Annotated in this window: 16 protein-coding genes and 1 pseudogene; 9 read left to right on the plus strand and 8 right to left on the minus strand. The window is 70.5% G+C overall.

The window, feature by feature from the left end; genetic code table 11:
• The first annotated feature begins 98 nt into the window (after nt 1-98).
• Complete coding sequence (locus KRR39_RS08140) at nt 99-617, plus strand: SigE family RNA polymerase sigma factor (protein WP_216941544.1); 519 nt, start codon at nt 99-101, stop codon at nt 615-617.
• Nucleotides 610-1917 carry a hypothetical protein gene (locus tag KRR39_RS08145; protein ID WP_216941545.1) on the plus strand — a complete coding sequence of 436 codons (1308 nt, stop codon included), beginning with the start codon at nt 610-612 and terminating at the stop codon, nt 1915-1917. Before KRR39_RS08140 ends, KRR39_RS08145 begins: the two co-directional genes overlap by 8 nt.
• Here KRR39_RS08145 and KRR39_RS08150 read toward each other — a convergent pair.
• Nucleotides 1836-2705: a hypothetical protein gene (locus KRR39_RS08150; protein WP_216941546.1), complete on the minus strand. Its 870-nt coding sequence runs from the start codon at nt 2703-2705 to the stop codon at nt 1836-1838. The two genes, KRR39_RS08145 and KRR39_RS08150, sit on opposite strands and share 82 nt — an antisense overlap.
• A 360-nt stretch (nt 2706-3065) precedes the next feature.
• Between KRR39_RS08150 and KRR39_RS08155 the strand changes: the two genes are divergently transcribed.
• Nucleotides 3066-4598, plus strand: coding sequence for a hypothetical protein (locus tag KRR39_RS08155; protein ID WP_216941547.1), 1533 nt, complete (start codon nt 3066-3068; stop codon nt 4596-4598).
• A 544-nt stretch (nt 4599-5142) separates the two neighbouring features.
• Here KRR39_RS08155 and KRR39_RS08160 read toward each other — a convergent pair.
• Nucleotides 5143-5364 carry a DUF7218 family protein gene (locus KRR39_RS08160; RefSeq protein ID WP_216941548.1) on the minus strand — a complete coding sequence of 74 codons (222 nt, stop codon included), beginning with the start codon at nt 5362-5364 and terminating at the stop codon, nt 5143-5145.
• Nucleotides 5365-6058: 694 nt separating this feature from the next.
• Here KRR39_RS08160 and KRR39_RS24555 point away from each other — a divergent pair.
• From KRR39_RS24555 to KRR39_RS08180, 3 genes are all read left to right on the plus strand, one after another.
• Entirely contained in the window at nt 6059-8044 is a 1986-nt protein-coding gene (locus KRR39_RS24555; protein ID WP_254185702.1) for an SDR family NAD(P)-dependent oxidoreductase, read from the plus strand.
• A gap of 73 nt (nt 8045-8117) precedes the next feature.
• Nucleotides 8118-9725 (plus strand): phytoene desaturase family protein, encoded by a 1608-nt coding sequence (locus KRR39_RS08175; protein WP_216941550.1) that lies wholly within the window; start codon nt 8118-8120, stop codon nt 9723-9725.
• A 163-nt stretch (nt 9726-9888) separates the two neighbouring features.
• Nucleotides 9889-10680 (plus strand): SDR family oxidoreductase, encoded by a 792-nt coding sequence (locus KRR39_RS08180; RefSeq protein ID WP_302053562.1) that lies wholly within the window; start codon nt 9889-9891, stop codon nt 10678-10680.
• 81 nt (nt 10681-10761) lie between these two features.
• On the opposite strand, the gene KRR39_RS08185 is transcribed toward KRR39_RS08180, so the two are convergent.
• The 6 genes from KRR39_RS08185 to KRR39_RS08210 form a co-directional block, all read right to left on the minus strand.
• Nucleotides 10762-11220 (minus strand): ferritin family protein, encoded by a 459-nt coding sequence (locus tag KRR39_RS08185; protein WP_216941552.1) that lies wholly within the window; start codon nt 11218-11220, stop codon nt 10762-10764.
• 1 nt (nt 11221) lies between these two features.
• A complete protein-coding gene (locus tag KRR39_RS08190) occupies nt 11222-13642 on the minus strand; it encodes a molybdopterin oxidoreductase family protein (protein ID WP_216941553.1) in 2421 nt (806 codons plus the stop codon).
• Nucleotides 13639-14433 (minus strand): hypothetical protein, encoded by a 795-nt coding sequence (locus KRR39_RS08195; protein WP_216941554.1) that lies wholly within the window; start codon nt 14431-14433, stop codon nt 13639-13641. Before KRR39_RS08195 ends, KRR39_RS08190 begins: the two co-directional genes overlap by 4 nt.
• A gap of 708 nt (nt 14434-15141) precedes the next feature.
• Nucleotides 15142-16224 carry an SDR family oxidoreductase gene (locus KRR39_RS08200; RefSeq protein ID WP_216941555.1) on the minus strand — a complete coding sequence of 361 codons (1083 nt, stop codon included), beginning with the start codon at nt 16222-16224 and terminating at the stop codon, nt 15142-15144.
• Nucleotides 16225-16345: 121 nt separating this feature from the next.
• A complete protein-coding gene (locus tag KRR39_RS08205) occupies nt 16346-18211 on the minus strand; it encodes a glycoside hydrolase family 15 protein (RefSeq protein WP_216941556.1) in 1866 nt (621 codons plus the stop codon).
• A 53-nt stretch (nt 18212-18264) separates the two neighbouring features.
• Complete coding sequence (locus KRR39_RS08210) at nt 18265-18714, minus strand: MarR family winged helix-turn-helix transcriptional regulator (RefSeq protein ID WP_216941557.1); 450 nt, start codon at nt 18712-18714, stop codon at nt 18265-18267.
• A 512-nt stretch (nt 18715-19226) separates the two neighbouring features.
• Here KRR39_RS08210 and KRR39_RS24560 point away from each other — a divergent pair.
• The 3 genes and pseudogenes from KRR39_RS24560 to KRR39_RS08220 all read left to right on the plus strand — a co-directional run.
• A pseudogene (locus KRR39_RS24560) lies at nt 19227-20351 on the plus strand (FAD-binding oxidoreductase); the annotation flags it as partial.
• A gap of 85 nt (nt 20352-20436) precedes the next feature.
• A complete protein-coding gene (locus KRR39_RS24565; protein WP_254185602.1) occupies nt 20437-22149 on the plus strand; it encodes a (Fe-S)-binding protein in 1713 nt (570 codons plus the stop codon).
• A 92-nt stretch (nt 22150-22241) separates the two neighbouring features.
• Nucleotides 22242-23966, plus strand: coding sequence for a thiamine pyrophosphate-requiring protein (locus KRR39_RS08220; protein ID WP_254185603.1), 1725 nt, complete (start codon nt 22242-22244; stop codon nt 23964-23966).
• The last annotated feature ends 4 nt before the right edge of the window (nt 23967-23970 follow it).

Here is a 23970-nt window from a genome sequence, read left to right on the forward strand (position 1 = left end):
CGTCGCTGGGAAGAGGTTTCCTCCCGGTCGCTGTGGTCCTGGTGGGATGGTCGGACCGTATGAAGGGGCGAGAGCGGCCACCGACGGGGGAGACGCAGATGCGGCGGAGCGAGCGAGACCTGCGGTTCACGAAGTACGTCGCAGCGCGCTCGGGACAGCTCACCCGGACCGCGTACCTCCTGTGCGGGGATCGTCATCGGGCCGAGGACCTTGTCCAGATCGCGTTGACCAAGCTGTACGTGGCCTGGAATCGCGTCGACCGGTCCGCCACCATCGACGCCTACGTCCCGCAGATCCTGGTTCGGGCCAGCATCGACGAGTCCCGCAGGCCGTGGCGCCGTCGCGAAGTCGCCGACGGCCACGACCGCGGACACCTGCCTGCACGCGACGGGGAGCCGGATGTCGGGTCGCCTGTGTTCGCGGCCCTGGCGGCGCTACCTCCCGGCCAACGGGCCGCGGTGGTCCTGCGGTATTGGAACGACCTGTCGGTCGAGGAGACCGCGCGCCTCATCGGGTGTTCGCGCAGCACGGTGAAAACGCAGGCGTCCCGAGGCCTCGAGCGGCTCCGCGCCGCTCTTGAGAGCACCCCATCGGCGAACGGAGCGAACCATGAGTGACCGCGGCATCCTCGACGAGCTCGACCGGGTCCTGGACGCGCACCTGTTCGCCCCGGCCGACCCGGCCGCGGCCATCCGCCTCGGGATCCGGGCCCGACGACGACGCACGACACGCGTGGCCGTCGGTGCCGCCAGCGTGCTGGCCGTGGCCGGTGTCCTGACCGCTACCCGACTCTCGACGCCCTCCCCGGGTCAGCCGACCGCGACGTTCGGGAATCCCGGGGGCCGGGTGTCCTTGGTGGCCGGCGGCGGCCCGCGTGACGGATACCCCGACCTCGTCGTCAGTCGTGAAGGTAAGCAGTGGGTGAGAGTCACCGGGTTCGGTTGGCCGATGAAGGGGATGGCGCCGGTCAGCTCTGCCGACGGCAGCGTCACGTTTCCGAAGGTGTCCAAGGTCGACGCCGAGACGATGTGCCTGCCGATGCTCAACCAGGGCGCGCCGGGTGTGCCGGACAGCGCCTGGCGGCATTCGCACGGTTGGGTCGATGAGTTCCCGTCTCGCGTCGGCCTCGTCGCGACGTACGAGGCCAGCTACGACGGGCACGTCTACAACGCGGCGTGCACGCTGCCGGGCGACTTCAGTCCGGGCCGTCGCCCGAACCTCGCTCACGTGCCCGCCGCCGGCGACCGTCGAGCCGTGTTGGAACAGTGCTCCTACCAAGGGCACGTGAACTTCGGCGCCTGGCGGGTCGGCGCCGCGGACCGGGCCGGAGCCACCCTCAGCGCAGCGTTGGTCTCACCGGACGGCCACGTGGCACGGTGTGCGCTTTCCTCGGACCCACGCCAGCGCGTCACCCAGATCTCCGCGACACCGGTGGCCGCGGCCGAGCCGAGTGGTCCGTACCTGTACGGCGGCCAGGGGACCGACCATCTCACCCTGGCCGGCGCCGCCGGTGCCGGCGTGGACTTCGTCGCAGTGACCGTGGCCGGCGCGACTCGGACCGTGCCGGTGACCGGCGGTGTGTTCGCTGCGGTCGTGCATGTGCCCGGCGGTGCGCCGGGTGAGGACACGGACGTCCGGGCGTTGGGGGCGGACGGGCGTGAACTCGGAGTAGTTCGCGCCCAGGCGGACAACCCCCCGAACGACATGCTCATCCCGGTCGAGTGCTTACCTCGGTCGAGACCGGTGACGACGGCTGCTAGCTGTCGGATCTCGGGAGAAATGCAGCGGAGACTGGCTCCCTCGCGGGGAGCCAGTCTCCTGGTTGCTGGCGGCTGTCAGCGACGGACGACGTGCACGCAGTCGCCGGCCGCGATGACACGCAGGGTGGTGTCGGAGCCGCGGTACACGAAGCGGTAGCAGCGGTCCTCGGGCAGGGCCTTCAGCTTGGTGGTGAGGTAGCCGTCCCGGTTGCTGCGGACCGTCCGGATGTTGTTGTAGGTGCCGGACAGGGTCCGTCGTTGCAGCACGACCGGTTCGCCGGCGAAGGCGACGTATTTGTCGATGTGGGCGCCGGTCGAGAGCCGGTTCGGTGCCATCGCCTGGCGGGTCAGGCGGCCCTTGACGGTCACGGTCGCACCGCGGCGCACCGGTTCGGGGGAGGCGTTCGTCGTGAGGCGGGAGCCGCGGAACAGCGAGAAGACGGCCTTCGCGGTGAAGGGTGCACCCTTGGTGGTGGTGGAGGTGTCGCCGACCTTGTAGGTGTTGTACGGCGTGGCGACGATGTCCCACGGTCCGGCACACGCACTGGTCGTGGCCGGGGTGTCGTAGTCGTCGTTGGCCTCGAACGACCAGGGCTTGCTCAGCGGGTAGTCGTAGACGTCCGGCTGGTCGGTCGCGTTCGGACCGGCGTCGGAGCCGATGTAGTCCGAGGACGTGCGGTCCGCGCAGGCCCGGGCCTTCTCGCCGACCTGGCCGCTGCGGCGGAACTGGAGCAGCAGGTAGCCCGTCGTGCCGGCGCAGGTGTTCTGCATGGTCACGTGCACCGGTTGGTGGGTGAAGCCACCCGAGGACGGCAGGAGGGTCACGTCGTCGGCGTGGACCGCGAGCACCCGCGGCGGCGGGTTCGCTGGCGTGCAGTCGGCGGTGGCGCCCTGGGCCGGTTGCGTGATCGTGGAAAGGGTGGTTGCGGTGGCGATGAGCGCCACTGCCGTTGCTACTGCACGCCGAGTCGTGCGAACCATGGTGGTCCCCCGTTCTGTTCGCCATGAACCGTACATAGCGGGCCCGTTGACGTCCACCATTTCGAGTGACGGCGGTTACCGGGTCTGCCGAGTTGAGGGGCGGTTACTCTCGCAGGGGTCTGCCGTGGAACGGCTCGACGATCATGTCGAGACTGGCGAGTCAACTGGGAGTTCGACTGGCTGGACGGGCAGCCTGCGTGGGACGTGTGGAAAACGACCGCTGCGGAGTCTTCCACGAGTACCGTCTGCTGCACCGCGAGCCGCACACGCCCGCTCGCGTCAGCCGCGTCCGCGGTGAGATGAGCTGAAGCGGGGGAAGTACGCATGGCCGAAGAGTCCTGGCACGAGGCACGCCTCATCCCGACGTCCGGCATCAACGGCGCCGAGGAGCAGGAACGCCGCGCGACGTCCGCGCTGCTTGCGGTTGTCTCTGCCGTCAGGGAGTTCGGGCGCGGGTTCGTGAAACCGTTCGGGGCACCGGCCGGCACCCTCGAGTGCTACATCGAGGTCCCGTTCCTCCTCGGCGAGCGGCGCCTGTACCCGGACGGACTCATCCGGGTCACCCGGGGTGGAAGGTCGTGGACCGCCTTGGTTGAGGTGAAGACCGGACCGAACGAGCTCGCGACCGAACAGCTGGAGAACTACCTCGACATCGCCCGTGAGCAGGGCTACGACGCCGTCATCACCATCTCGAATGAGATCCCGGCCGTCGCCGGTCAGCACCCGACGAAGGTCGACAAGCGGAAGCTGAAGAAGGTTGACCTGCACCACGTCTCCTGGTCCCAGGTGCTGGCCGAGGCCGTGATGCAGAAGGAGTTCCGCGGCGTCGCGGACCCGGACCAGGCGTGGATACTCGGGGAGCTGATCCGGTACCTGGAGCACCGCAAGTCCGGTGCGCTCGAGTTCGACGACATGGGGGAGGCGTGGGTCGGTGTTCGGGACCAGGTCGCAGCGGGCACGCTCCGCGCGTCCGACAAGGGCATCGCGGAGGTCGCCGCCCGGTTCGACGCCCTGCTCAGGTTCACGAGCCTGCAGCTCGGCCGGCAGCTCGGCACCGAGGTCGTCCCCGTCCTGTCCCGCAAGGAGCTCGCCGACCCGGCCGCCCGCGTCCAGACGCTGACCCAGTCGTTGTGCCAGACCGGCACCGTGTCTGGCACCATCCGCATCCCGGGCACTGTTGCCCCGCTCGTCGTCACCGCGGACCTGCGCGCCGGGAAGGTCACCTGTCACGTCGACGTCGAGGCGCCTCGGGAGGGGAAGGCGACCACCCGGGTGAACTGGCTCGTCCGGCAGTTGAAGAACGCCCCGGATGGCGCCCGTGTCGAGGTGTTCGTCGCACACGCCCGCGGGTCGTCCGCCGCCGAGCTCCTCTCCGCCGTTCGGGAGAACCCGTCCACCCTGGCCGTCGACCCGAGCAAAGACATCCGCCTGTTCCGGGTCGCCACCACCGGGAACCTCGGGACGAAACGCGGACGCGGTCGCGGGTCGTTCATCGACTCCGTCCTCACGGGCGTCGACGGGTTCTACGGCGACATCCTTGGCTCTCTGCGCGCGTGGTCCGCTGCACCGCCGAAGCTCCGCCCCGTACACGCCGAACCGCCCGAGGTCGACGACTCCGTCCCGGCCGCCTTGGCCTCCACCGACTTCTCCTCCCAAGACGGCAGCCAGCCGGCCGGGGCCCACAAGGACGGAACCACTCCGAACGCGACCCTGGTGTCGGACGCAGCGCCCACCTCCGCGACTGAGGGCGTGACCTTCGACGGCGCCGTAGACACCTCAGATGAGAGTGGTGGGTCCGACGACCAAGCGGACAGTGCACGCGGGGCCGCCGTGGTGGGCTCATCAACCCCCGGGTGACAACGAAAGGTCTCGTGCATCCCGCCGGGTTCGGGATGTCAGGAGTCCTGGGTGTCGTTCCAGCGTCGCCAGACCACGGCGTGCCGTTCGCGGACGCACGGCTGCCGGACGTCGGGTGCGAGACACGTCGAGGTGCCAGATGGCAGTCCGTACACGGCGATACCGCGTGGCCGTCCTCGTAGAGGTAGTCGAACGGGAGGGCGGGGCGCTGGTCGTGTTCTCACGGGCCGTACGCGGTCAGCCAAGGTCACGACCAGCTGGAGTTGGCCGCGCCGTGCCGCCCGCACGGGTTGCACACCGGCCACGCACACGTCCGCACGTCGGGGGTACCGGCGCGGCCCTCACGGGTTCCGCTTCGCCTCGTGGGACGGACCACCGCTGTCCTCAAGGACCCCGCGGCTGAGGGTTCCGGTCGCACCGCCCCGGTCCGTCACAGGTGTGCGACGCCCCGCCTGGTGACCGGTCCTCGGCCCCGTCAAGATGCGGTCTGCCACCCACCGCTTCGCGGCAGCGCCGAGCGTGGTGGCGGGTAGGCGGTGGATGCTCACTTGCCGCTACTCGCCTTTCCTCCCTTGCGGCCGGCCTTCTTCTTCTGAGCGGTCGTACCGCCCTGCGAACTGTCGCCGCCGGACCCGCTCTTCTTCCCGCCTCGCGCAGATGCCCCGTCGGAGTTCGCGATCTTCGCGGCCCGCTCCTTCGACATGCCCTTGTCCTTGAGGGCCTCGTACTGCTTCTCGTTCTTCACGTTCGCTGACTTGCTCGGCATGGCGCTCTCCTCACGAATCGTGTGCCTGGTAGGTCACCGACCGCCTGGGCGCGCGCGGACGGTTCCTCGATGCGTTCGAGGCGGGCGACCTCGTCCCCGAGTGCGGTGCGGATCTCCCCGGACAGTGCTCCGGGTCGGGCGCCCGCGCGGGGTGGGCGCGGCTGGTTTCGTCGACGGGGAGGCATCCGCCCAGTTGATTGTGTGTAGAGGTCTACACGCTCGTGTGACGCGCAGCATCGGGGACGTCGAGTGCTCGGGACGGCCGCGCCCTCTGGGTCGGGCGCACGTTCGTCGGCGGCGGCGTCCGGCGCCGTTCGCGGCCTCGAGCCGGGCCACGGCGCGCCTGAGCCACCGCCGCGGGGGAGTCGCACGCCGAGCCGAACTCGTTGGCTGCATGCCACGATGACCACCTGCGGCACGCCAGCGCGTCGACTCGCGCTGGGGCGCGTAGCTCGACTCCGCGTCGCACTGCTCACGCGGTGTCGGATCACAGCCGCCCGGATCGGGTTGATCGCTTCCCGCGTGGGTACCCGGAGCCCGGCGTGACGCGACTTGGTTGCTTCCGCTGTGTGTGGTTCCGGTGACTGCGAAAGGGATTCCCATGAAGGCGCTGGCTTGGCACGGGAAACGTGACGTGCGCGTCGAGGAGGTTGCCGACCCCCGTATCGAGCAGCCGACAGATGCGATCGTTCGGGTGACCTCGACGGCGATCTGCGGCTCGGACCTACATCTCTACGAGGTGCTGGGGCCCTTCCTTACTCCCGGTGACATCCTCGGACACGAAACCATGGGCGTGGTCGAGGAGGTGGGTGCTGAGGTCACGCACATCAAGGCGGGGGACCGGGTCGTGATCCCGTTCAACATCTCGTGCGGGCACTGCTGGATGTGCAGGCGCGGACTGTTCGCCCAGTGTGAGACGACGCAGAACCGTGACACCGGCAAGGGTGCTTCGCTGTTCGGCTACACCGAGCTGTACGGGTCGGTGCCAGGAGGGCAGGCGGAGTACCTGCGCGTCCCTCAGGCTCAGTTCGGCCCGATCAAGGTCCCCGACGAGGGACCGGACGAGCAGTTCCTCTTCCTCTCCGACATCCTGCCGACCGCCTGGCAGGCCGTGCAGTTCGCGGACCTGTCCGAGGGCGACACCGTGGCAGTCCTGGGTCTCGGCCCGGTGGGTCAGTTCACCAGCCGCATCGCGCGCCACCGGGGAGCCGCCCGGGTCATTGCGGTCGACGACGTCCCGGAGCGACTCGCGATGGCTCGTCGCCACGGCATCGAGACGGTCGACTCCAGTGACGTCGACGACGTCTCCGCCATTCTCCTGGAGATGACCGGGGGTCGAGGACCGGACGGCGTAGTGGACGCGGTCGGCATGGAGGCGCACGACTCACCCGTCGGCAAGCTGGCCCACACGGCGGTCGGGGCCCTGCCGGACGTCGTGGCCAAGCCGCTCACCGACCGGATGGCGCTCGACCGGCTCGGTGCCCTTCGTACTGCTCTCAAGTCGGTGCGGCGCGGCGGGACCGTCTCGGTCAGCGGCGTGTACGGCGGCGAGGTCGACCCCCTGCCGATGATGGAGATGTTCGACCGCGGCATCACGATGCGCATGGGCCAGTGCCACGTGGAAGCGCTGGATCGACGACCTCATGCCGGTCGTCCTGGACGACACGGACCCCCTGGGCACCCTGGACATGACCACCCACCACCTGCCGCTCGACCAGGCACCGCACGGCTACGAGATCTTCCAGAAGAAGCAGGACGCCTGCATCAAGGTGGTGCTGAACCCGTGACCGACGGGTCCACGGTCACCACCGTCCTCGTCGTGGGGGCGACGTCCGGCATCGGCCGCGCCGTCGCCCACCAGCTGGCCGCCCGGGGCGGCCGGCTGGTGCTGGCCGCCCGGTCGCCGGAGACCTTGGAGCAGACCCGCCAGGAGTGCGTCAGCCGCGGCGCCGGCGACGTGCTGGTCGTCCCGACCGACGTGGGCGACCGCACCCAGGTCGAGCATCTTTTCCGGGCGGCGGTCGAGCGGTTCGGCCGGATCGACGGGGTGGTGCACGGGGCAGCGGTCATCGCCTACGGACGGTTCGAGGACGTGCCCCCAGAGGTGTTCGACCAGGTCATGACCACCAACCTGAGCGGGACCGCGAACGTCGCACGTGCCGCGTTGCAGCTCTTCGACGCGCAAGGCGGTGGGTCGCTGGTCGTGATCGGCTCCGTGCTGGCCAAGATCGCGACGCCGTACATGGCGACCTACTGCACCAGCAAGTGGGGCGTCCAGGGGCTCGTGCGGATCCTGCAGATCGAGGCGCGCAGCAAGCCGGGGGTGCAGGTCAGCCTGGTCTCTCCGGGCGGCGTGGACACGCCCATCTACGACCAGGCCGGCACGTACACCGGCCGGCATGGCAACCCGCCGCCTCCGGTCAGCGCGCCGGAGTCCGTGGCCGCCAAGGTGGTAGCGGCCCTGGACAAGCCAGGCCGGGACATCTCGGCTGGTCCGGTCAACTGGGTGATGGTCGCCGGTTTCCGCCTGCTGCCCGCGGTGTACGACGCCCTCGTCGGTCCGCTGATGCGGCGGCTCGGGCAGGGCAAGCCCGGTGTCGCGGCGACCCCCGGAAACGTCTTCGACGCAGTGCCTGACAAGGAAGCGGTGCACGGACGGTGGCCCCGCCTGCGGGGGTGACCCGGCGGCGACGTGCGGTCCCGTGGGCCGGGAGATCCGTGCATGGCGCCCCGGGGGAGGGGTAACTGGCGGGATGCCCTCCCCTTCGCGCCGCGGCGACGACACCTACGACGCCCTGGTGATCGGTGCGGGTCCCAACGGTCTGGTCGCTGCGAACCACCTGCTCGACCGTGGCTGGTCGGTCCTGGTGCTGGAGGAGCAGGCGACCCCCGGAGGAGCGGTCCGCAGCGACTCCGAGGTCGCGCCGGGGTTCGTGCACGACACGTTCAGCGCCTTCTACCCGCTGGCTGCGGCCTCGCCCTTCATCCGGGACTTCCACCTCGAGAAGCATGGTCTGCGATGGGTCCACGCTCCCGCGGTCGTTGGCCACCCGCGCGCCGACGGGTCCTGGGCCCTGCTGCACAGGAGCCGGCACGTCACGGCCGGGCTGATGGATCACCAGCACCCCGGCGACGGGGAGGCGTGGCTCCAGCTCTGCTCGCAGTGGGATCGCGTCGGTCACCACCTGGTGAGGGCCTTGCTGTCGCCGTTCCCGCCGGTCCGTGCCGGCCTTGGCCTGGCTACGCGGTTGCGCTCGGTCGGGGGCCTGGGCTTCGTGCAGACCCTGCTGTCCCCGGCCACCGAGCTGGGCCGTGACCGGTTCGGCGGCGAGTCGCCTCGGCTGCTCCTTGCCGGGAACGCCGGACATGCCGACATCCCGCTCGGCTCCGCCGGTTCGGGGCTGATGGGGCTGCTGCTCGTCATGCTGGGACAGACCGTGGGCTTCCCGGTCCCTGAGGGCGGCGCCGGCAGCTTCGCCCAGGCGCTCACCCGGCGGATCGAGTCGCTGGGCGGCCGCGTCCAGTGCTCCACTCCGGTGAGCGGCGTCAACGTGGACTCCGGGAGGGCGACCGGGGTCACGACACGGCACGGCGACCGCTTCTTCGCCCGGCACGCGGTGATCGCCGACGTGGTCGCCTCCAAGCTCTACGGCGACCTCATCCCTCGAGGCGAACTTCCGGCGCGCACGACGCGGGCGATGAAGCGGTTCCAGATCGACCCCTCGACGATCAAGGTCGACTGGGCCCTCGACGGCCCGGTCCCGTGGTCGACACGACCGCCGTACGACCCCGGCACCGTGCATATCGCGGACTCCGTGGACCAGATGGTCGAGGCGCTCGGACAGGTCTCCGCCAACGCCATCCCGGCACGGCCCTTCATGCTCACTGGGCAGATGACCACCGCCGACCCGACGCGTTCCCCGGCCGGGACCGAGTCGTTGTGGGCCTATACGCACGTGCCGCAGCACGCGACCCGTGACGCCGGGGCCGGCGACGTCCGGGGCACCTGGGACCGAGACGACCTGGAACGATTCGCAGACCGGATGCAGGCCAGGATGGAAAAGGCGGCACCCGGCTTCGGCACGCGGGTCAGCGCCCGGCGCATCCTCGGGCCGCACGAGATGGAGGCCAGGAACGCCAACCTGGTCGGCGGTGCGATCAACGGCGGCACCGCCCAGCTGCACCAGCAGCTCGTGTTCCGTCCGACCCCGGGCCTCGGCCGCGCCGAAACCTTCCTCCGCGGGCTGTACCTGGGCTCGTCGTCCGCGCATCCAGGCGGCGGCGTCCACGGAGCTCCCGGCATGAACGCAGCCCGAGCCGCGCTGGCGCACGCACGCGTGCGCCGATTCATCCGAGGCTGACGCTTTCCGGGGTCAGACGTGGATGCCCGCGTCCAGGCTGCGAGCGTTCGACCCTCGTTTACGCCCGCAGGCGGAGGGTACGGCGCCTGCCTGGACCGTGACCCGAGGAGCACCGATGAACCAGCCGGCACAGCAACAGGAAGTTCCGGGAACGCAACACGTCATGAACCCCGTGCCCGACTGCGGTGAGGCCAGCTATCAGGGTTCCGGGAAGCTCACCGACAGGGTCGCCGTCATCACCGGCGGTGACAGTGGGATCGGCCGGGCGGTGGCCATTGCGTACGCCCGGGAGGGCGCCGATGTGGTCATCAGCTACCTGTCGGAGGACGACGACGCCGACGACACCGCCCGCCTGGTCGCCGAGGCCGGACGGAAGGCTCTCGTCATCTCCGGGGACATCTCGCAGCCGGATCACTGCCGGGACATCGTGGCGCGAACCGTGCGCGAGTTCGGCCGGATCGACGTCCTGGTGAGCAACGCGGCCTACCAGATGAACCACACCGACATCCAGGACGTCACTGACGCCGAGTGGCAGCACACCTTCGCCACGAATGTGTCGGCGATGTTCTACCTGGTCAAGGCCGCGCTCCCGCACATGCGCCCGGGCTCGTCGATCATCGGGAGCACGTCGGTCAACTCGGACATGCCCTCACCAGATCTCGCGCCGTACGCGGCGACAAAGGCAGCCATCGCGAACTTCTGCGCCAGCCTCGCCCAGATGCTCGGCCCCCAGGGGATCCGGGTCAACAGCGTCGCCCCGGGTCCGATCTGGACGCCACTGATCCCGTCCACGATGCCACCGGAGAAGGTGGAGCAGTTCGGTGACGACACCCCGCTCGGCCGTCCGGGCCAACCCGCGGAGCTCGCGGGCGCCTACGTCCTTCTCGCCTCGGACGAGGGCAGCTACATGTCGGGGGCCCGGATCGCGGTGACGGGCGGCCGACCGATCCTCTAGGTGTCGTCACCAGGATGGGGTGCTGTTGACGGCATGAAGCTCCGGACACTGCTCGCTGGACTGAGCTCGACCCGAGGAGGGTCAGTCGGCGACCAGCAGTGCCTGAGGTGCTGCGGCCTTCATGCGGGTGGTGAGCCACTTCAGCTGGGCCTCGGTCGTGGCCGCGCTCCGGGTGACGGTGGCGTCCAGGTCGGTGTTGCGGTCACCCTTGGCGGCCTGCCCGACCATCGTCCAGGAGATGTCGAGGTTGGTGGCGAGCAGGTACAGGTCGTGCAGGTCGCGGAGCAGACCGAGCCCACCGGTCCGGGCCTCGGCGAGTCCATCGGCGTGCAAGCGCTCGGGTTCCCCGTCGGGGTGCGTGCCGTAGGTACGCACGAACGGGCTCATCCGCGCCTTCTGCTGGTCGCACTCGGCGGCGAAGCGGAGGCAGAGGGTGGCGACGTCCGGTTCGTCGCGATGCCCGTCCGCGACCTGTCGGTAGGAGGTCGCAAGGGTGCTGCAGCCGGTCTCGAGCAGACCGAGGTAGGTCGCGAGGTGCATCTCAGTCCTCCTCACGTGTGCGGGTAGGCGACTGGTCAACCCGGGTGATGCGGACGGCGCCGCTCTTGAAGGTGGGTTGTTTGGAGACCGGGTCCCACGCGGTCATCGTGAGTTCGTTCGCGGCGTGTGGCCGCTCGCTGGTCGACGGGTCAGCCGAGTCCTCAGCCACATCGTCCTTCGCGTCGGCGCCGTTGCTCGGGGAGGGGTCGAGGGTCCCGTAGTGGAAGGGGAGGAAGACAGAGCCGGGTTTCGTCCCGGTGCACCGCGCGGGCACCTCGACGTGTCCTCGGACGGACTCGACCCGGACCAGGTCCCCGTCCGCGATGTGGTGCTCGGCGGCGTCCTCGGGGGCGAGCTCGACCCACGCGTCTGGTGCCGCGGCGGCCAGCTCGGGGGCTCGGCCGGTTTTGGTGCGGGTGTGGAACTGGTAGACGGTCCGGCCGGTGTTCAGGTGCAGCGGGTAGCTTCCGTCCGGGTTCTCGGGTGGCGGTGTCCACGCGGCGGCCTTGAGCCGGGCGCGTCCGTCGTACCGAACCGCACGGTGTTCGACCGGGGTGACCGCAGCACCGGTGGCAAGGTCGTGCCCGTAGGTCTCGCAGTCGTCGTCGAACGTGTGGAACTGGTGGTCGGTGTAGATCCGTTCGGTGCCGTCCGGGTGCTCATCGTTGCACGGCCACTGGATGCCGCGGCCCCGGAGCTGGTCGTAGGTCATCGCGGAGTAGTCGCACGGCCGGCCGCGGGAGCAGTCCCGCCAACCGTCGAACGCTCCCTCGGCGGTATCCCAGGTCGGGAGCGGCTGCCCCGACCGGTTCCGGAACCCCATCCGGCGGGCGTACTCGACCCAGATGTCCAGGTCGCTGCGCGCCTGCCCAGGCGGCGCGACTGCCTGTTCGGACAGGTGCACGGTCCGATCGACGTTCGTGTACGTCCCGGTCTTCTCACCCCACAGCGCGGCCGGCAGCACGACGTCCGCGAACTCGGTCGTCTCGGTCCGGTAGGCATCGGTCACGACGAGGAACACGGAGTCCTGGGCGAGGATGCGCCGGATCCGGGCCAGGTCGGGCATCGACACGGCCGGGTTGGTGCCGGCCACCCAGAGGAACCCGATGGATCCTTGCTCGACGTACCGGAAGATCTGCATCGCATGGGTCGGTTCGGCCCAGTGCGGGATGACGGAGTCGTCAACGTCCCACAGGTCCGCCAGCTGCTGGACGTGCTGGGGGTTGTTCCAGTTCCGGAAGCCCGGCAGGTCCCCGTCCGCGCCGCACTCGCGGTTGTTCTGGGCGGTCGGCTGCCCATTCATCTGCAAGATGCCGGCCCCGGGTCGACCCAGCATGCCGCGGACCAGGTGCAGGTTGTTCACCGCGACGGACGCGGCCGTGGCCTGGTGCGCCTGGTAGAACCCCTGCAGGACGGTGGAGACCACCCGCTCGTGGGTGCCGAAGATCTCTGCGGCCGCCTGCAGGTCCCGGACGGTCACGTCGCAGAGGTCTGCGACGTGCTGCGGCGTGTAGGCCTCCACGGTCCGGGCGAGCTCGTCGAACCCGACGGTGTGCGCGTCGAGGTAGTCGTGGTCGATCCACCCGCGGGAGATGACCTCACGCAGCAGTCCGTTCACCAGGGCCAGGTTGGTGCCGGGCCGCACCGGCAGGTGCACGGTCGACGCCCGGGCGACCGCGGTGCGGCGCGGGTCGACGGTGACGTGCGCGGGCGGGTTCGGGCCGGCGAGCCGGTCCAGCATCCGCGCCCACAGCACCGTCTGTGTCTCGGCGACGTTGTGCCCGAAGTGGAACACCGCATCGCAGGAGTCCAGGTCGGTGTACGAGCCGGGCTGTCCGTCGGCTCCGAAGGTCTCCTTCAACGCGGCCGCAGCGGTCGCCGTGCACAGCCGGGTGTTGCCGTCCATGTGCGGGGTGCCCAGGCCCGCCTTCCCGATGACAGCCAGGGTGTAGTACTCCTCGAGCATCAGCTGCCCGGACGTGTAGAACCCGTGCGAGAGCGGTCCCTTCTCCTCCAGCAGCTGCCGGGACCGGTCGGTGATGAGCGTCATGGCCTCCTCCCAGCTCGCGGGTTGCAGGCGGCCGTTGCGGCGGATGAGGGGTTCGGTGAGTCGGTCCCGCAGCTGGCCCTGCCACCCGAACAGGCCCTTCGGTCCGAGCCGGCCGTGGTTCACCCGGTCCTCGGCTCGACCCCGCACCCCGACCATCGCACCGTCCCGGACCGCGATGTCGAGGCCGCAGCCGTTGCTGCACAGCAGGCACGCCGAGGGCACCCACCGGTCCACGTCGGCCGCTGTGGTGCCGTCCGGGAGGAACGTGTCGACCCGGCCCGGCCACACCTCACCCGCCCCGTACGGGGTCCGGGCTCCCCAGATGTCCTCGATGCGGTCCGGGTCGGGGGTCGCGCGGTCGATTTCCGTCATGTCAGTCCCATCTCCTCGTTCGTGTGGCCCAGGCGTCGGGGTGCCGCGTCGTCACCAGCTGGCCGGTGGCGCGCAGGACGCGCGGGCGGCCCGGTCGGGTCCGGCGAGGGCTGCCCGCCGGTCGGCGAGGAGTGGCGCGGGTGACCGGCTGGCTGTGCTCGGTCCGGGAGGGCAGCACCCAGGCCCGCGAGGAAGACCAGGGCACCGGTGACCAGCTCGTTCACGGTTCCTCTGGTGGTCGCATGCGACTCGAACACGGCAGCGGTCAGGAGTAGCAGTCCGCTGAGCACGGCGATGATGCTGGCCCGCGGGCTGCGAGTTGAGCAGAGGCGGAACCCGGCGAGCGTGACGACGATCGCGAACCCGGTGTCCCGCAGCGCGGTGTTCTGCCCGAGAAGATTGAACGGATACACCAGCACCCACTGGCCCACCTGCAGCCAGACGCCGAGAACGACCAGCACGAGCGCAGCCGGGAACCGCACCGACAGCGGGGACCCCTCCCGGTCCTGGAGGAGCGCCCGGGTGCCAGCCGCGACCTGGGCCGCTTCGGGACTGTGCCTCATGTCCTTCGCAGAGGTGCCCTCGTGCCGCGTCCCGGAGGCGGCGGCTGCCAGCTCTTGGCGAACGGCCTGGGTGGAGTGCGTGTCGTGCATGATGCCGCCGACGCGGCTCACCGCGCCTCCGGCGAGCAACAGACCGATGCCGGCCGTCCAGAGCCAGGGCGCGGAGGTGAGCATCCCGAGGGCCACCGCGACCATGCCGAGGACGATGACGGCGACCCCGGCCCACACGACGCGCGGGCGGACCGTGGCCGATCGCCCGGTTCCCGACGGGCTCGCGGGTGATGAGGAGGCCGCGGCAGGCAGTGCGGGGGTCCGCTGCAGAGCGTCCGGGTTGCGCCCCGGGACCGGTCGGCTCGGCGGCGATACCGCAGGAGGCGGAGCGGGGGGTGTACAGGGGAACGGTCTGGGTGTCATCGGGATCCCGGGAGACCTGCGGCTTGTCGCGCGCGTCTCCGGTCGGCTCACCCGGTGGCCGCGCGGGCGCGTCCGCGGCCTGGTCCAGTGCGGTCTCGGTGCTGTTCGGGCGGGTGCGCTTTCGGCGCTCGTGGATCTGGGCCGCGCTCACGTAGCCGACGGCCAGCGCGGCACTGGTCAGGGCGGGGCGCCGCAGCCAGGGCCACCGTCGGGCGACGACGAGCATGCTCAGCGCATGCAGCACGTCACCGGCCTGGGCGGCGGCGTGGACGGGGGAGCGACGAAAGAGCCGCATGAGGAGGACCTCGAGCAGCTGTCGTGCGCCCAGGACGCACAGCGCCCGGACCACGACCTTGTGCCGCTCGGTCGCGTTCCCGTCCGCGGGTGCGGCGGCTTGAGCCGCGCCCCGGCCGGGCCGCCGTCGCGACGAGCACGGCGCTGGTGCGCCGTACCAGGACGCCAGGCGACTGGGCCAGATGACGGTGAGAAGTCCGTGCGCCGCCCGGATGAGGATCAGTCGGTTCATCGCCAGTCTCCGTGCGAAGCAGTGAGGTGTCGGGCCGCGAGCAGCGCCGCGGCCGCTCCCGCGGCCAGGGCGCCGAGCAGGCCGTGGTGCTGGGAGGCCCACACCTGCGGGGACCGGGCCAGCGACTGTGAGTCGAAGGCACCGTGCGCACCGAAGTCGTGCCCGTGCGCCCCGTCGGCTGGCTGCCACAGGTTCACGGGCTGGTCCGGGTCCCGGGGCTGGTCGGTCTGCTGGCTCTTGAGGCCGGTCCGGGCCAGGTACCGGTCCAGCAGACCGGGTGCGACCGCGTTCACGATCAGGGTGGCCATCGTGGACGCGCCGACCCAGTACTCCCGACGCTTGGGATGGTCCGCGGCGTACACGACCGCTCGGGCCGCGACCTCGGGCTGGTAGATGGGTGGTACGGGCTGCGCGTGGTTCGGGAGCCGGGAGAGCACCCAGGAGAACTGCGGGGTGTTCACCGCGGGCATCTGGACCATCGTCACGTGCACGTTCGCCTTGTCGTGCATCAGCTCGGTCCGCAACGACTCGTGGAATCCCTGCAGCGCGTGCTTGGAGCCGCAGTACGCGCTCTGAAGCGGGATGCCGCGGTAGGCCAGCGTGGAGCCGACCTGCACGATGGTGCCGTGGTCGCGGGGCAGCATCCGGGCGAGAGCGGACCGGGTGCCGTTGACGTACCCGTGGTAGTTGACGTCGGTGACGCGCCGGTACTCCTCGGCCTTGATGTCGGTGAACCGGGCGAACACCGAGGTGAACGCCACGTTGACCCACACGTCGATGGGTCCGAGCTGGTCCTCCGCCTGGGTGGCGGCGGCCTCGACCTGGTCCGGGTCGGACACGTCGGTGACGATCTGCAACGCCTGGCCACCGGCGGCTTCGACGTCGGCGGCGGCCGCGCGGAGTCCGGTGGTTCCGCGGGCCAGCAGGGCGACCGCGGCCCCGCGGGTCCCGAAGGCGATGGCGGTCGCCCGTCCGATGCCGCCCGTGGCGCCGGTGACCACGACGACCTGCCGAGTGGGAACGCTCCGCGGGCGGTTGATGAGGTCGGGTTGATCGATGGCTCGGGTGCTTGACGTCATGGGGGCTCCTTAGTGGTCGGCGTGCTGGGCTCCAGCTGGTCAGTTGGTCGGTTGGCCGGACCGGAGGACGGCAGGTGTAGGAGGCGGCTGTTCGAGACAGCGGGAGGGTGGCGCCGCGCTCCTACGGCTGGCCTGGCGGTGGCCGGGCCGCGCTGGTAGCGGTCTCGCGGCGCACTGGACGACGCGTCCGGGCGCCGCGGTCCGACTGGTCGGGTGCGGCGGTCAGCGTGACCGCTGTTTCCATCAGGAGGGCGTGCACGAACGCCTGCGGCAGGTTGCCGCGCTGTTGACGTTGCACGACGTCGAACTCTTCGGTGAACAACCCCGGTGGACCGATCGCGGACCGGTTCCGCTCGAACCACCGGACCGCGGCGAGCGGGTCACCGATCTGGTGGGTGGCCAGCGCCATGTGGAAGCCGCTGAGCAGGAACGCGCCCTCCCAGTCGTTCAGCTGACCGGGCCCTTGCCGGAACCGGAACACGAACCCCTCGTCGGACAGCTCCGACTGGACGGCCCGCAGGGTGGCGCGGCTGCGCGGGTCCTCGGGCGAGACCGCTCCGCGGATGGCCGGCAGCAGGAGCGCGGCGTCGACCCGGTCATCGCGCGGTGCGCGCTGCCACCGACCGGTCGGATGCACGCTGGTCCGGGAGGTCTCCGCGACGATGACGTCGGCGAGCGCCGACCAGTCATGGGTCTCCGGGCCGGGCCACGCGGCAGCGTATGCGCGTAGCCCGGCAGCACAGGTCAGCCGCGAGTGCGCCCAGGGCTGGTTGTCCAGCTCCCAGATACCGGCGTCCGGCTCCCGCCAACGCTGCGCGATGGTTCGACCGGCGAGCAGCGCGGCATGGTGCTGGTCCGGTGTGCTGGCGCCGTGCCGGACGGCGGCCGCGAACAGGAGCAGCGCCTCGCCGAACGCGTCGAGCTGGAACTGGGCGTTCACGTGGTTGCCGACCTTGTCGGCTCCGCCCGGGTACCCGGGAAGGTCCACGGACGTTTCGTCGGGCACGGCGTCACCGGCGACGGTGTAGGCGGGTTTCAGATGCGGGCCGTCCTCGAGCAGCCGGGCGGTCACGAAGCCGAGGGCGCTGCCGATGAGGGGGTCGGCGTTCGCGACGATGGCGGCCTGCCCGGTGTAGCACTGGTCGCGTATCCAGGCGTACCGGTAGTCGTAGTTGCGGCCGGCCTCGGCGTGCTCGGGCAGCGCCATGGTGGCGGCGGCGACCATCCCGTTGTCCCGGCTGGTCAGACCGCGCAGGACGGCGTAGGAGTGCGTCACGTCGTCATCGGCCAAGGACGTCGCCAGCCGCGGGTGCTGGGCACGCCAGGCGGCCTCGGTCGCGTCCCAGGCAGCTTCCGGCTCGGGCAGCGCCCAGGGGAGCGGCTCGTCGGAGATCTCCAGGACCAGGTCGTGGCACTCGCCGGCTCGGATGTGCAGCTCCCCGACGATCGCGCTACCGGAACGCGAGAACCCGCCCCGATCCGGTCGTGGGTTGCCGGCGAGGTTGCCCGGTCCGGTCTGCCAGCGCACCCGCAGGTCGCCGGTCTCCCCGGTCCACAGACCGGCCTCGATCCGGTGCAGGGCGCTGGCGTGGCATCCGAACCCCGCGCGGGGGTCGAGCACCACGGTGACGCGGGCGTCCCCCTGCACGGCTTCGATGCGCCGCAGCAGCACGAGTCGGTGCGGGTCGCCGGGAAAGGCCAGCGCTTCGCGGCACTCGATGACCGCGTCGCCGGTCACCCAGCGGCTGCGCCAGATGAGGGAGCTGGGCTCGTAGTGCCCGCCCCACACGTACCGGGACCCGCTCGGGGTGACCGCGTAATGGCCGGCACCTCCGACCAGCGAGGAGAACACCGCGGGGCTGTGCCAACGCGGCGCGCACAGGAACGCGATGTCACCGCGAGGTCCGATCAGGGCGCCGCGTTCGCCATCCGCGACCAGGGCGTACTGGTTCAGGGTCTCGGGCGGGTACGGGGCGGTTTGGCTCACCTGCCCTCTCTACCCAAAACGTTTGCGTTGATGCAACCAATTTGGTTTTTCGGTCAGGTCATCCAGACCACCAGGTCGTCGGCGGCGTCCGGGTGGGCGTCGTGCTCGAGCTCGGTCGCGGCCGCGTTGAACGCCTCCAGGGCGTCGGTGAGCACGGCCCGCTTCCACGGGCTCATCCGCTCGACCACGGCGGCCAGCAGCTCCTGGCGGGTGCGCATCACGTCGTCGACGACGCGTCGGCCCCGCGCGGACAGCGTCAGCTCCACCTGCCGGCGGTCCTCGCTGCCCGGCGACCGGTGCACCAACCCGGCCTGGACCAGGCGCTCGCACGTGCGGCTGGCGTTCGAGGCGTTCACCCCGAGCCGTTCGGCGACCGCGGAGAGGTTCATCAGCCCCGCCACCGAGAGCATCACCAGGACGCGCAACTGCGGCACGGTCACGGTGGAGTCGACGGTGGCCAGCGATCGCACCACGGCCGCGGTGATGGTGCGGCTGGCCGCCATCAACGGATCCAGCGCAGCCTCGCTCGCCCGTGAGCGTCGAGGTTCATCCGTGGAACTGGTGTGCTGCAGGTCTTCGGAGTCTGACGGCATGGCCGAATGATACGACGCCGGAACGGTTGCGTAAACGCAATCAAAGCGGGTAAGAACGAAGTCCGACCGTCTGTCCGGAGGTTCGCCCAGTGTCACGCATCAGTCACCTGCCCCTTCCCTGCGGCACGGCCCCGACGAAGTCATCCGACCATCACCGCACACGCGCGGCCGGGGCCGCGGGCGCCGACCGCGCTCGCGGCACGAGTGGCTCCGACGGCGCGGGTGGGTCCCTCGGCGGCGATGACACCGGCGGGTCCGGCGTGGACGTCGCCGACCTGCAAGCGGCACTCGAACGGGTCGTGGACGGCGAGGTCCGGTTCGATGCCGGAAGCCGCGCCGCGTACTCCACGGACGCGTCCAACTTCCGGCAGGTGCCCATCGGTGTGGTCGTCCCGCGCACCGTGGAGACCGTTGTCGACGTGATGCGCGTCTGCCGCGACCACGCGGTGCCGGTGGTGTCCCGCGGCGGCGGCACGTCGCTCGCCGGGCAGTGCACGAACGTCGCCGTCGTCATCGATTTCTCCAAGTACTGCAACCACCTCCTCTCGGTCGACCCCGAGGCCCGCACCTGCCTGGTCGAACCCGGCATCGTCCTGGACGACCTGAACCGTCAGCTCGCGCCGCTCGGACTCCGGTACGGGCCAGAGCCGGCCACCCACATGAACTGCACGCTCGGCGGGATGATCGGGAACAACTCGTGCGGGGCGACCGCGCAACGCACCGGCAAGGTCGTCGACAACCTCGCCGGGCTCGAGGTGCTGCTCTACGACGGCACCAGGTTCACGTGCGGGCCGACCAGCGACTTGGAGTACCGGGTCATCGAGCGGCGCGGGGACCGGCGCGCGCACGTCTACCGGACGCTGCGACGGCTCCGCAAGGAGCATGGCGACCTGATCCGCGAGACCTACCCGGACATCCCGCGCCGGGTGTCCGGCTACAACCTCGACTCGCTGCTGCCCGAGCACGACTTCGACGTCGCCGGCTTCCTGGTCGGCAGCGAGGCCACCCTGGTCACCGTCCTGCGCGCCGAGCTCAAGCTCGTCCCGGTCGTCAAGGAGCGAACGCTGGTGGTCCTCGGGTTCCCCGACATCGCCGCCGCCGCGGACGCGGTCCCCGCCATCGTCGAGCACGACCCCATCGCCTTGGAGGGGGTCGACCACTACCTGATCCGGGACCAGCATCTGAAGGGCATGAACGCGTCGGCCCTCGAGGAGATGCCGCAGGGGACCGGGTTCCTGATGGTGCAGTTCGGCGGGGACACCACCGAGGAAGCCGACGCCGCCGCCCGCAAGATGCTGGCCGCGCTCGAGGACGGCCCACACGACCCGAGCGTGAAGGTGATGGACGACCCGACCCAGGAGGACGAGCTCTGGCTGGTCCGCGAGTCCGGGCTCGGCGCGACCGCGCACGTCCCGCACCGGCGCGACACGTTCGAGGGGTGGGAGGACTCCGCCGTGCCACCCGCACGACTGGGGGACTACCTGCGCGACCTGCGCGGCTTGTACGAGGAGTTCGGGTTCGCCAGCGACACCGGCCCCAGCCTGTACGGGCACTTCGGACAGGGCTGCGTGCACACCCGCATCCCGTTCGACCTGTACTCCGCCGAGGGGGGTCGCCACCTACCGACGGTTCATGGAACGCGCCGCGGACCTGGTGGTCGGCTACGGAGGGTCCCTGTCCGGGGAGCACGGCGACGGCCAGTCCCGTGGCGAGCTGCTGACCCGGATGTTCGGCGAGCGGGTCGTCGAGCTGTTCGGACAGGTCAAGGACCTGTTCGACCCAACCGACCGGATGAACCCCGGAAAAGTCGTCTACCCGGCCGCCCTCGACGAGCATCTCCGGCTCGGGAACACCTGGGCCCCGAGCAACCCCCAAGACCTGTTCTTCGGCTTCCCGAACGACGGCGGGTCGTTCGCTGAGGCCGCCAACCGGTGCGTGGGAGTGGGGAAGTGCCGACAAGACAGCCACACCGCCGGGGCGGTGATGTGCCCGTCGTACCAGGTCACCCGCGACGAGGAGCATTCCACCCGCGGCCGGGCCCGGCTGCTGTTCGAGATGCTGAACGGGCACGGGGACAGCCCGGTCACCGATGGCTGGCGTTCCACCGAAGTCAGGGACGCCCTCGACCTGTGTCTGGCGTGCAAAGGCTGCAAGCACGACTGTCCCGCCTCGGTGGACATGGCCACCTACAAGGCCGAGTTCCTCGCCCACCACTACAAGGGGCGGCTCCGGCCGCGCGCGGACTACGCCACCGGTTGGGCGCCGGTGCTCGCTCAGGTCGTCGCTCGGACCCACTCCGCGGCCGTCGTGAACGCGGTCGGCCACGCCCCCGGGCTGCACTGGCTCGCGACTCGATTGGCCGGGCTGGAGAACCGCGAGGTGCCCCTGTTCGCGTCCCAGACCCTGCAGCAGTGGTGGCAGGCACGAAACCACGACCCGGCCCGGCCGGCCGGACACCGGGGCACCGTTCTGCTGTGGCCCGACACGTTCACCAACGCGTTCGCGCCACACATCGGCCGGGCCGCCGTCGCGCTCCTCGAGGACGCCGGCTGGCAGGTGGAGATGCCCACCGAGCCGCTGTGCTGCGGCCTGACCTGGATCTCCACCGGACAGCTGTCCGTGGCGAAGAAGGTGCTCCAACGCACCATCGCCGCGCTGGCACCGCACGTGCGCGACGGCGGCTACGTCGTCGGTCTCGAACCGTCCTGCACGGCGGTGTTCCGCAGCGACGCCCCGGAGATGTTCCCCACCGACCAGGACGTGCACCGGCTGCGTGACCACACCGTCACCCTCGCCGAACTGCTTACCGAGCACACCCCCGGGTGGACCCCGCCGCCGGTAGCAGGCCAGGCACCTGGTCCGGTCCAGGCTCTGGCACAGGTGCACTGCCATCAGCATGCGGTCCTGGGCTGGGACGCCGACGAGCAACTGTTGAAGTCAGCCGGGGTCGACGTGGAGCACCTGGAGTCCGGCTGTTGCGGACTGGCCGGGAACTTCGGGTTCACCGCCGGGCACGGCGAGGTCAGCGAGGCGTTGGCCGAGCAGGTGTTGTTGCCTCGGCTGCGCGATGCGGATCCGGCGACCGTCGTCCTGGCCGACGGGTTCTCCTGCCGCACCCAGATTCATGATCTGGACTCCGGAGGCCGCCAGGCGGTGCACCTGGCAGAGCTCCTCGCGACCGGTCTGCCCACGTCGCACGAGTCCAGCGCTGGTGCGCCGCTGAGGACGACCGGTGGCCCACCGGTCGCACCGTCCCGCCTGGCCCGGGGGGTGCGCTGGGGGCTGCCGGCCTCACCGCGACCGGCACAGCAGTGCTCGCCGCGTGGACCGTGCGGGCCGCGGTGACACGCCTGGCCCGGCCCCGAGGACTCCCCCCTCACGTGACCAGCGCCCCATCTTCGAGAAGCGCCCAATGGAGAGAAGAGGAAGTGGAACCCATGGCATCACCCACGGTGGCTGACTATCTGCTGTCGCGGCTGCGCGACTGGAACGTCGAGCACGTCTTCGCCTACCCGGGCGACGGCATCAATGGGCTGCTCGGTGCGTTCGGACGTGCCGACAACCAGCCCCAGTTCGTCCAGTCCCGGCACGAGGAGATGAGCGCGTTCGAGGCGGTCGGGTACGCCAAGTTCAGCGGCAACGTCGGGGTGTGCGCCGCGACCTCGGGTCCCGGCGCCATCCATCTGCTGAACGGTCTCTACGACGCCAAGCTCGACCACGTCCCGGTCGTCGCGATCGTCGGACAGACGAACCGGTCCGCGATGGGCGGCAGCTACCAGCAAGAAGTGGACCTGCTCAGCCTGTTCAAGGACGTGGCCAGCGACTACGTGCAGATGGTGACCGTCCCCGAGCAGCTTCCCAACGTGCTGGACCGGGCGATCCGGACCGCGCTGACCCGGCGTGCCCCGACGGCGCTGATCATCCCCAACGACGTCCAGGAGCTCGAGTACACCCCGCCGGGGCACGCGTTCAAGATGGTGCCGTCCAGCCTCGGCATCGACTGGCCAAGCACCGTCCCCGACGACGCCGCCGTCCGCCGCGCCGCGGACCTGCTCAACACCGGCACCAAGGTCGCCGTACTCGTCGGGCAGGGCGCCCGCGGCGCCCGCGACGAGGTCGAGCAGGTCGCCGACCTGCTCGGCGCCGGTGTCGCAAAGGCCCTGCTCGGCAAGGACGCCCTGTCCGACGAGCTGCCCTACGTGACCGGCTCCATCGGGCTGCTCGGCACCCGACCGAGCTACGAGATGATGAACGACTGCGACACCCTGCTCACCATCGGGTCGAGCTTCCCCTACACCCAGTTCATGCCGCCGCTGGACCAGGCCCGCGCCGTCCAGATCGACATCGACGGAACCATGATCGGGATGCGGTACCCCTACGAGGTGAACCTCGTCGGTGACGCCACCACCACCCTGCAGGCCCTTATCCCGCTCCTGAACCGCAAGGACGACCGGACCTGGCAGGAGACCATCACCAAGAACGTGCACCGGTGGTGGCAGACCATGCACGCCGAAGCGCACGTGGAGGTCCCCGAAGGTCAGGTCAACCCGATGCGCCTGTTCTCCGAAGTCTCCCCGCTCCTCCCAGACGACGCGATCGTGGTCGCGGACAGCGGCTCGGCCGCGAACTGGTACGCGCGCCAGCTGAAGTTCCGCGGCGACATCCGCGGCAGCCTGTCCGGCACCCTGGCTACCATGGGCCCCGGAGTCCCCTACGGCATCGGCGCGAAGTTCGCCCACCCGAACCGGCCCGTCATCGTGTTCGAGGGCGACGGAGCCATGCAGATGAACGGTCTCGCCGAGCTCCTCACCATCAACCGGTACTGGCCCGAGTGGTCCGACCCACGGCTGGTCATCGCCGTGCTGCACAACAACGACCTGAACCAGGTCACCTGGGAGCTGCGAGCGATGGGCGGCTCACCGAAGTTCGTGGAGTCCCAGGCACTCCCGGAGGTCTCCTACGCCGGGTTCGCCGAGTCCATCGGACTGAACGCGGTCACGGTCACCGACCCCGACCAGCTCGAGACCGCGTGGCGCGACGCACTGCGTGCGGACCGACCCACGGTGCTGGACGTGCACACCGACCCGAACATCCCACCCATCCCCCCCGCACGCCACGTTCGAGCAGATGAAGGACGCCGCCGAAGCCCTCCTGAAGGGTGACCAG

The sequence above is a fragment of the Nocardioides panacis genome, from assembly GCF_019039255.1.
Classification (GTDB): Bacteria; Actinomycetota; Actinomycetes; order Propionibacteriales; family Nocardioidaceae; genus Nocardioides_B; species Nocardioides_B panacis.

Coding starts and splice junctions, on each gene's coding strand:
- KRR39_RS08160 (WP_216941548.1), bottom strand. CDS start 5,364: ATGCCGAGCAAGTCAGCGAACGTGAAGAACGAGAAGCAGTACGAGGCC.
- KRR39_RS08155 (WP_216941547.1), top strand. CDS start 3,066: ATGGCCGAAGAGTCCTGGCACGAGGCACGCCTCATCCCGACGTCCGGC.
- KRR39_RS08200 (WP_216941555.1), bottom strand. CDS start 16,224: ATGACGTCAAGCACCCGAGCCATCGATCAACCCGACCTCATCAACCGC.
- KRR39_RS08220 (WP_254185603.1), top strand. CDS start 22,242: ATGGCATCACCCACGGTGGCTGACTATCTGCTGTCGCGGCTGCGCGAC.
- KRR39_RS24565 (WP_254185602.1), top strand. CDS start 20,437: ATGGAACGCGCCGCGGACCTGGTGGTCGGCTACGGAGGGTCCCTGTCC.
- KRR39_RS08180 (WP_302053562.1), top strand. CDS start 9,889: ATGAACCCCGTGCCCGACTGCGGTGAGGCCAGCTATCAGGGTTCCGGG.
- KRR39_RS08185 (WP_216941552.1), bottom strand. CDS start 11,220: ATGCACCTCGCGACCTACCTCGGTCTGCTCGAGACCGGCTGCAGCACC.
- KRR39_RS08190 (WP_216941553.1), bottom strand. CDS start 13,642: ATGACGGAAATCGACCGCGCGACCCCCGACCCGGACCGCATCGAGGAC.
- KRR39_RS08145 (WP_216941545.1), top strand. CDS start 610: ATGAGTGACCGCGGCATCCTCGACGAGCTCGACCGGGTCCTGGACGCG.
- KRR39_RS08175 (WP_216941550.1), top strand. CDS start 8,118: ATGCCCTCCCCTTCGCGCCGCGGCGACGACACCTACGACGCCCTGGTG.
- KRR39_RS08210 (WP_216941557.1), bottom strand. CDS start 18,714: ATGGCGGCCAGCCGCACCATCACCGCGGCCGTGGTGCGATCGCTGGCC.
- KRR39_RS08140 (WP_216941544.1), top strand. CDS start 99: ATGCGGCGGAGCGAGCGAGACCTGCGGTTCACGAAGTACGTCGCAGCG.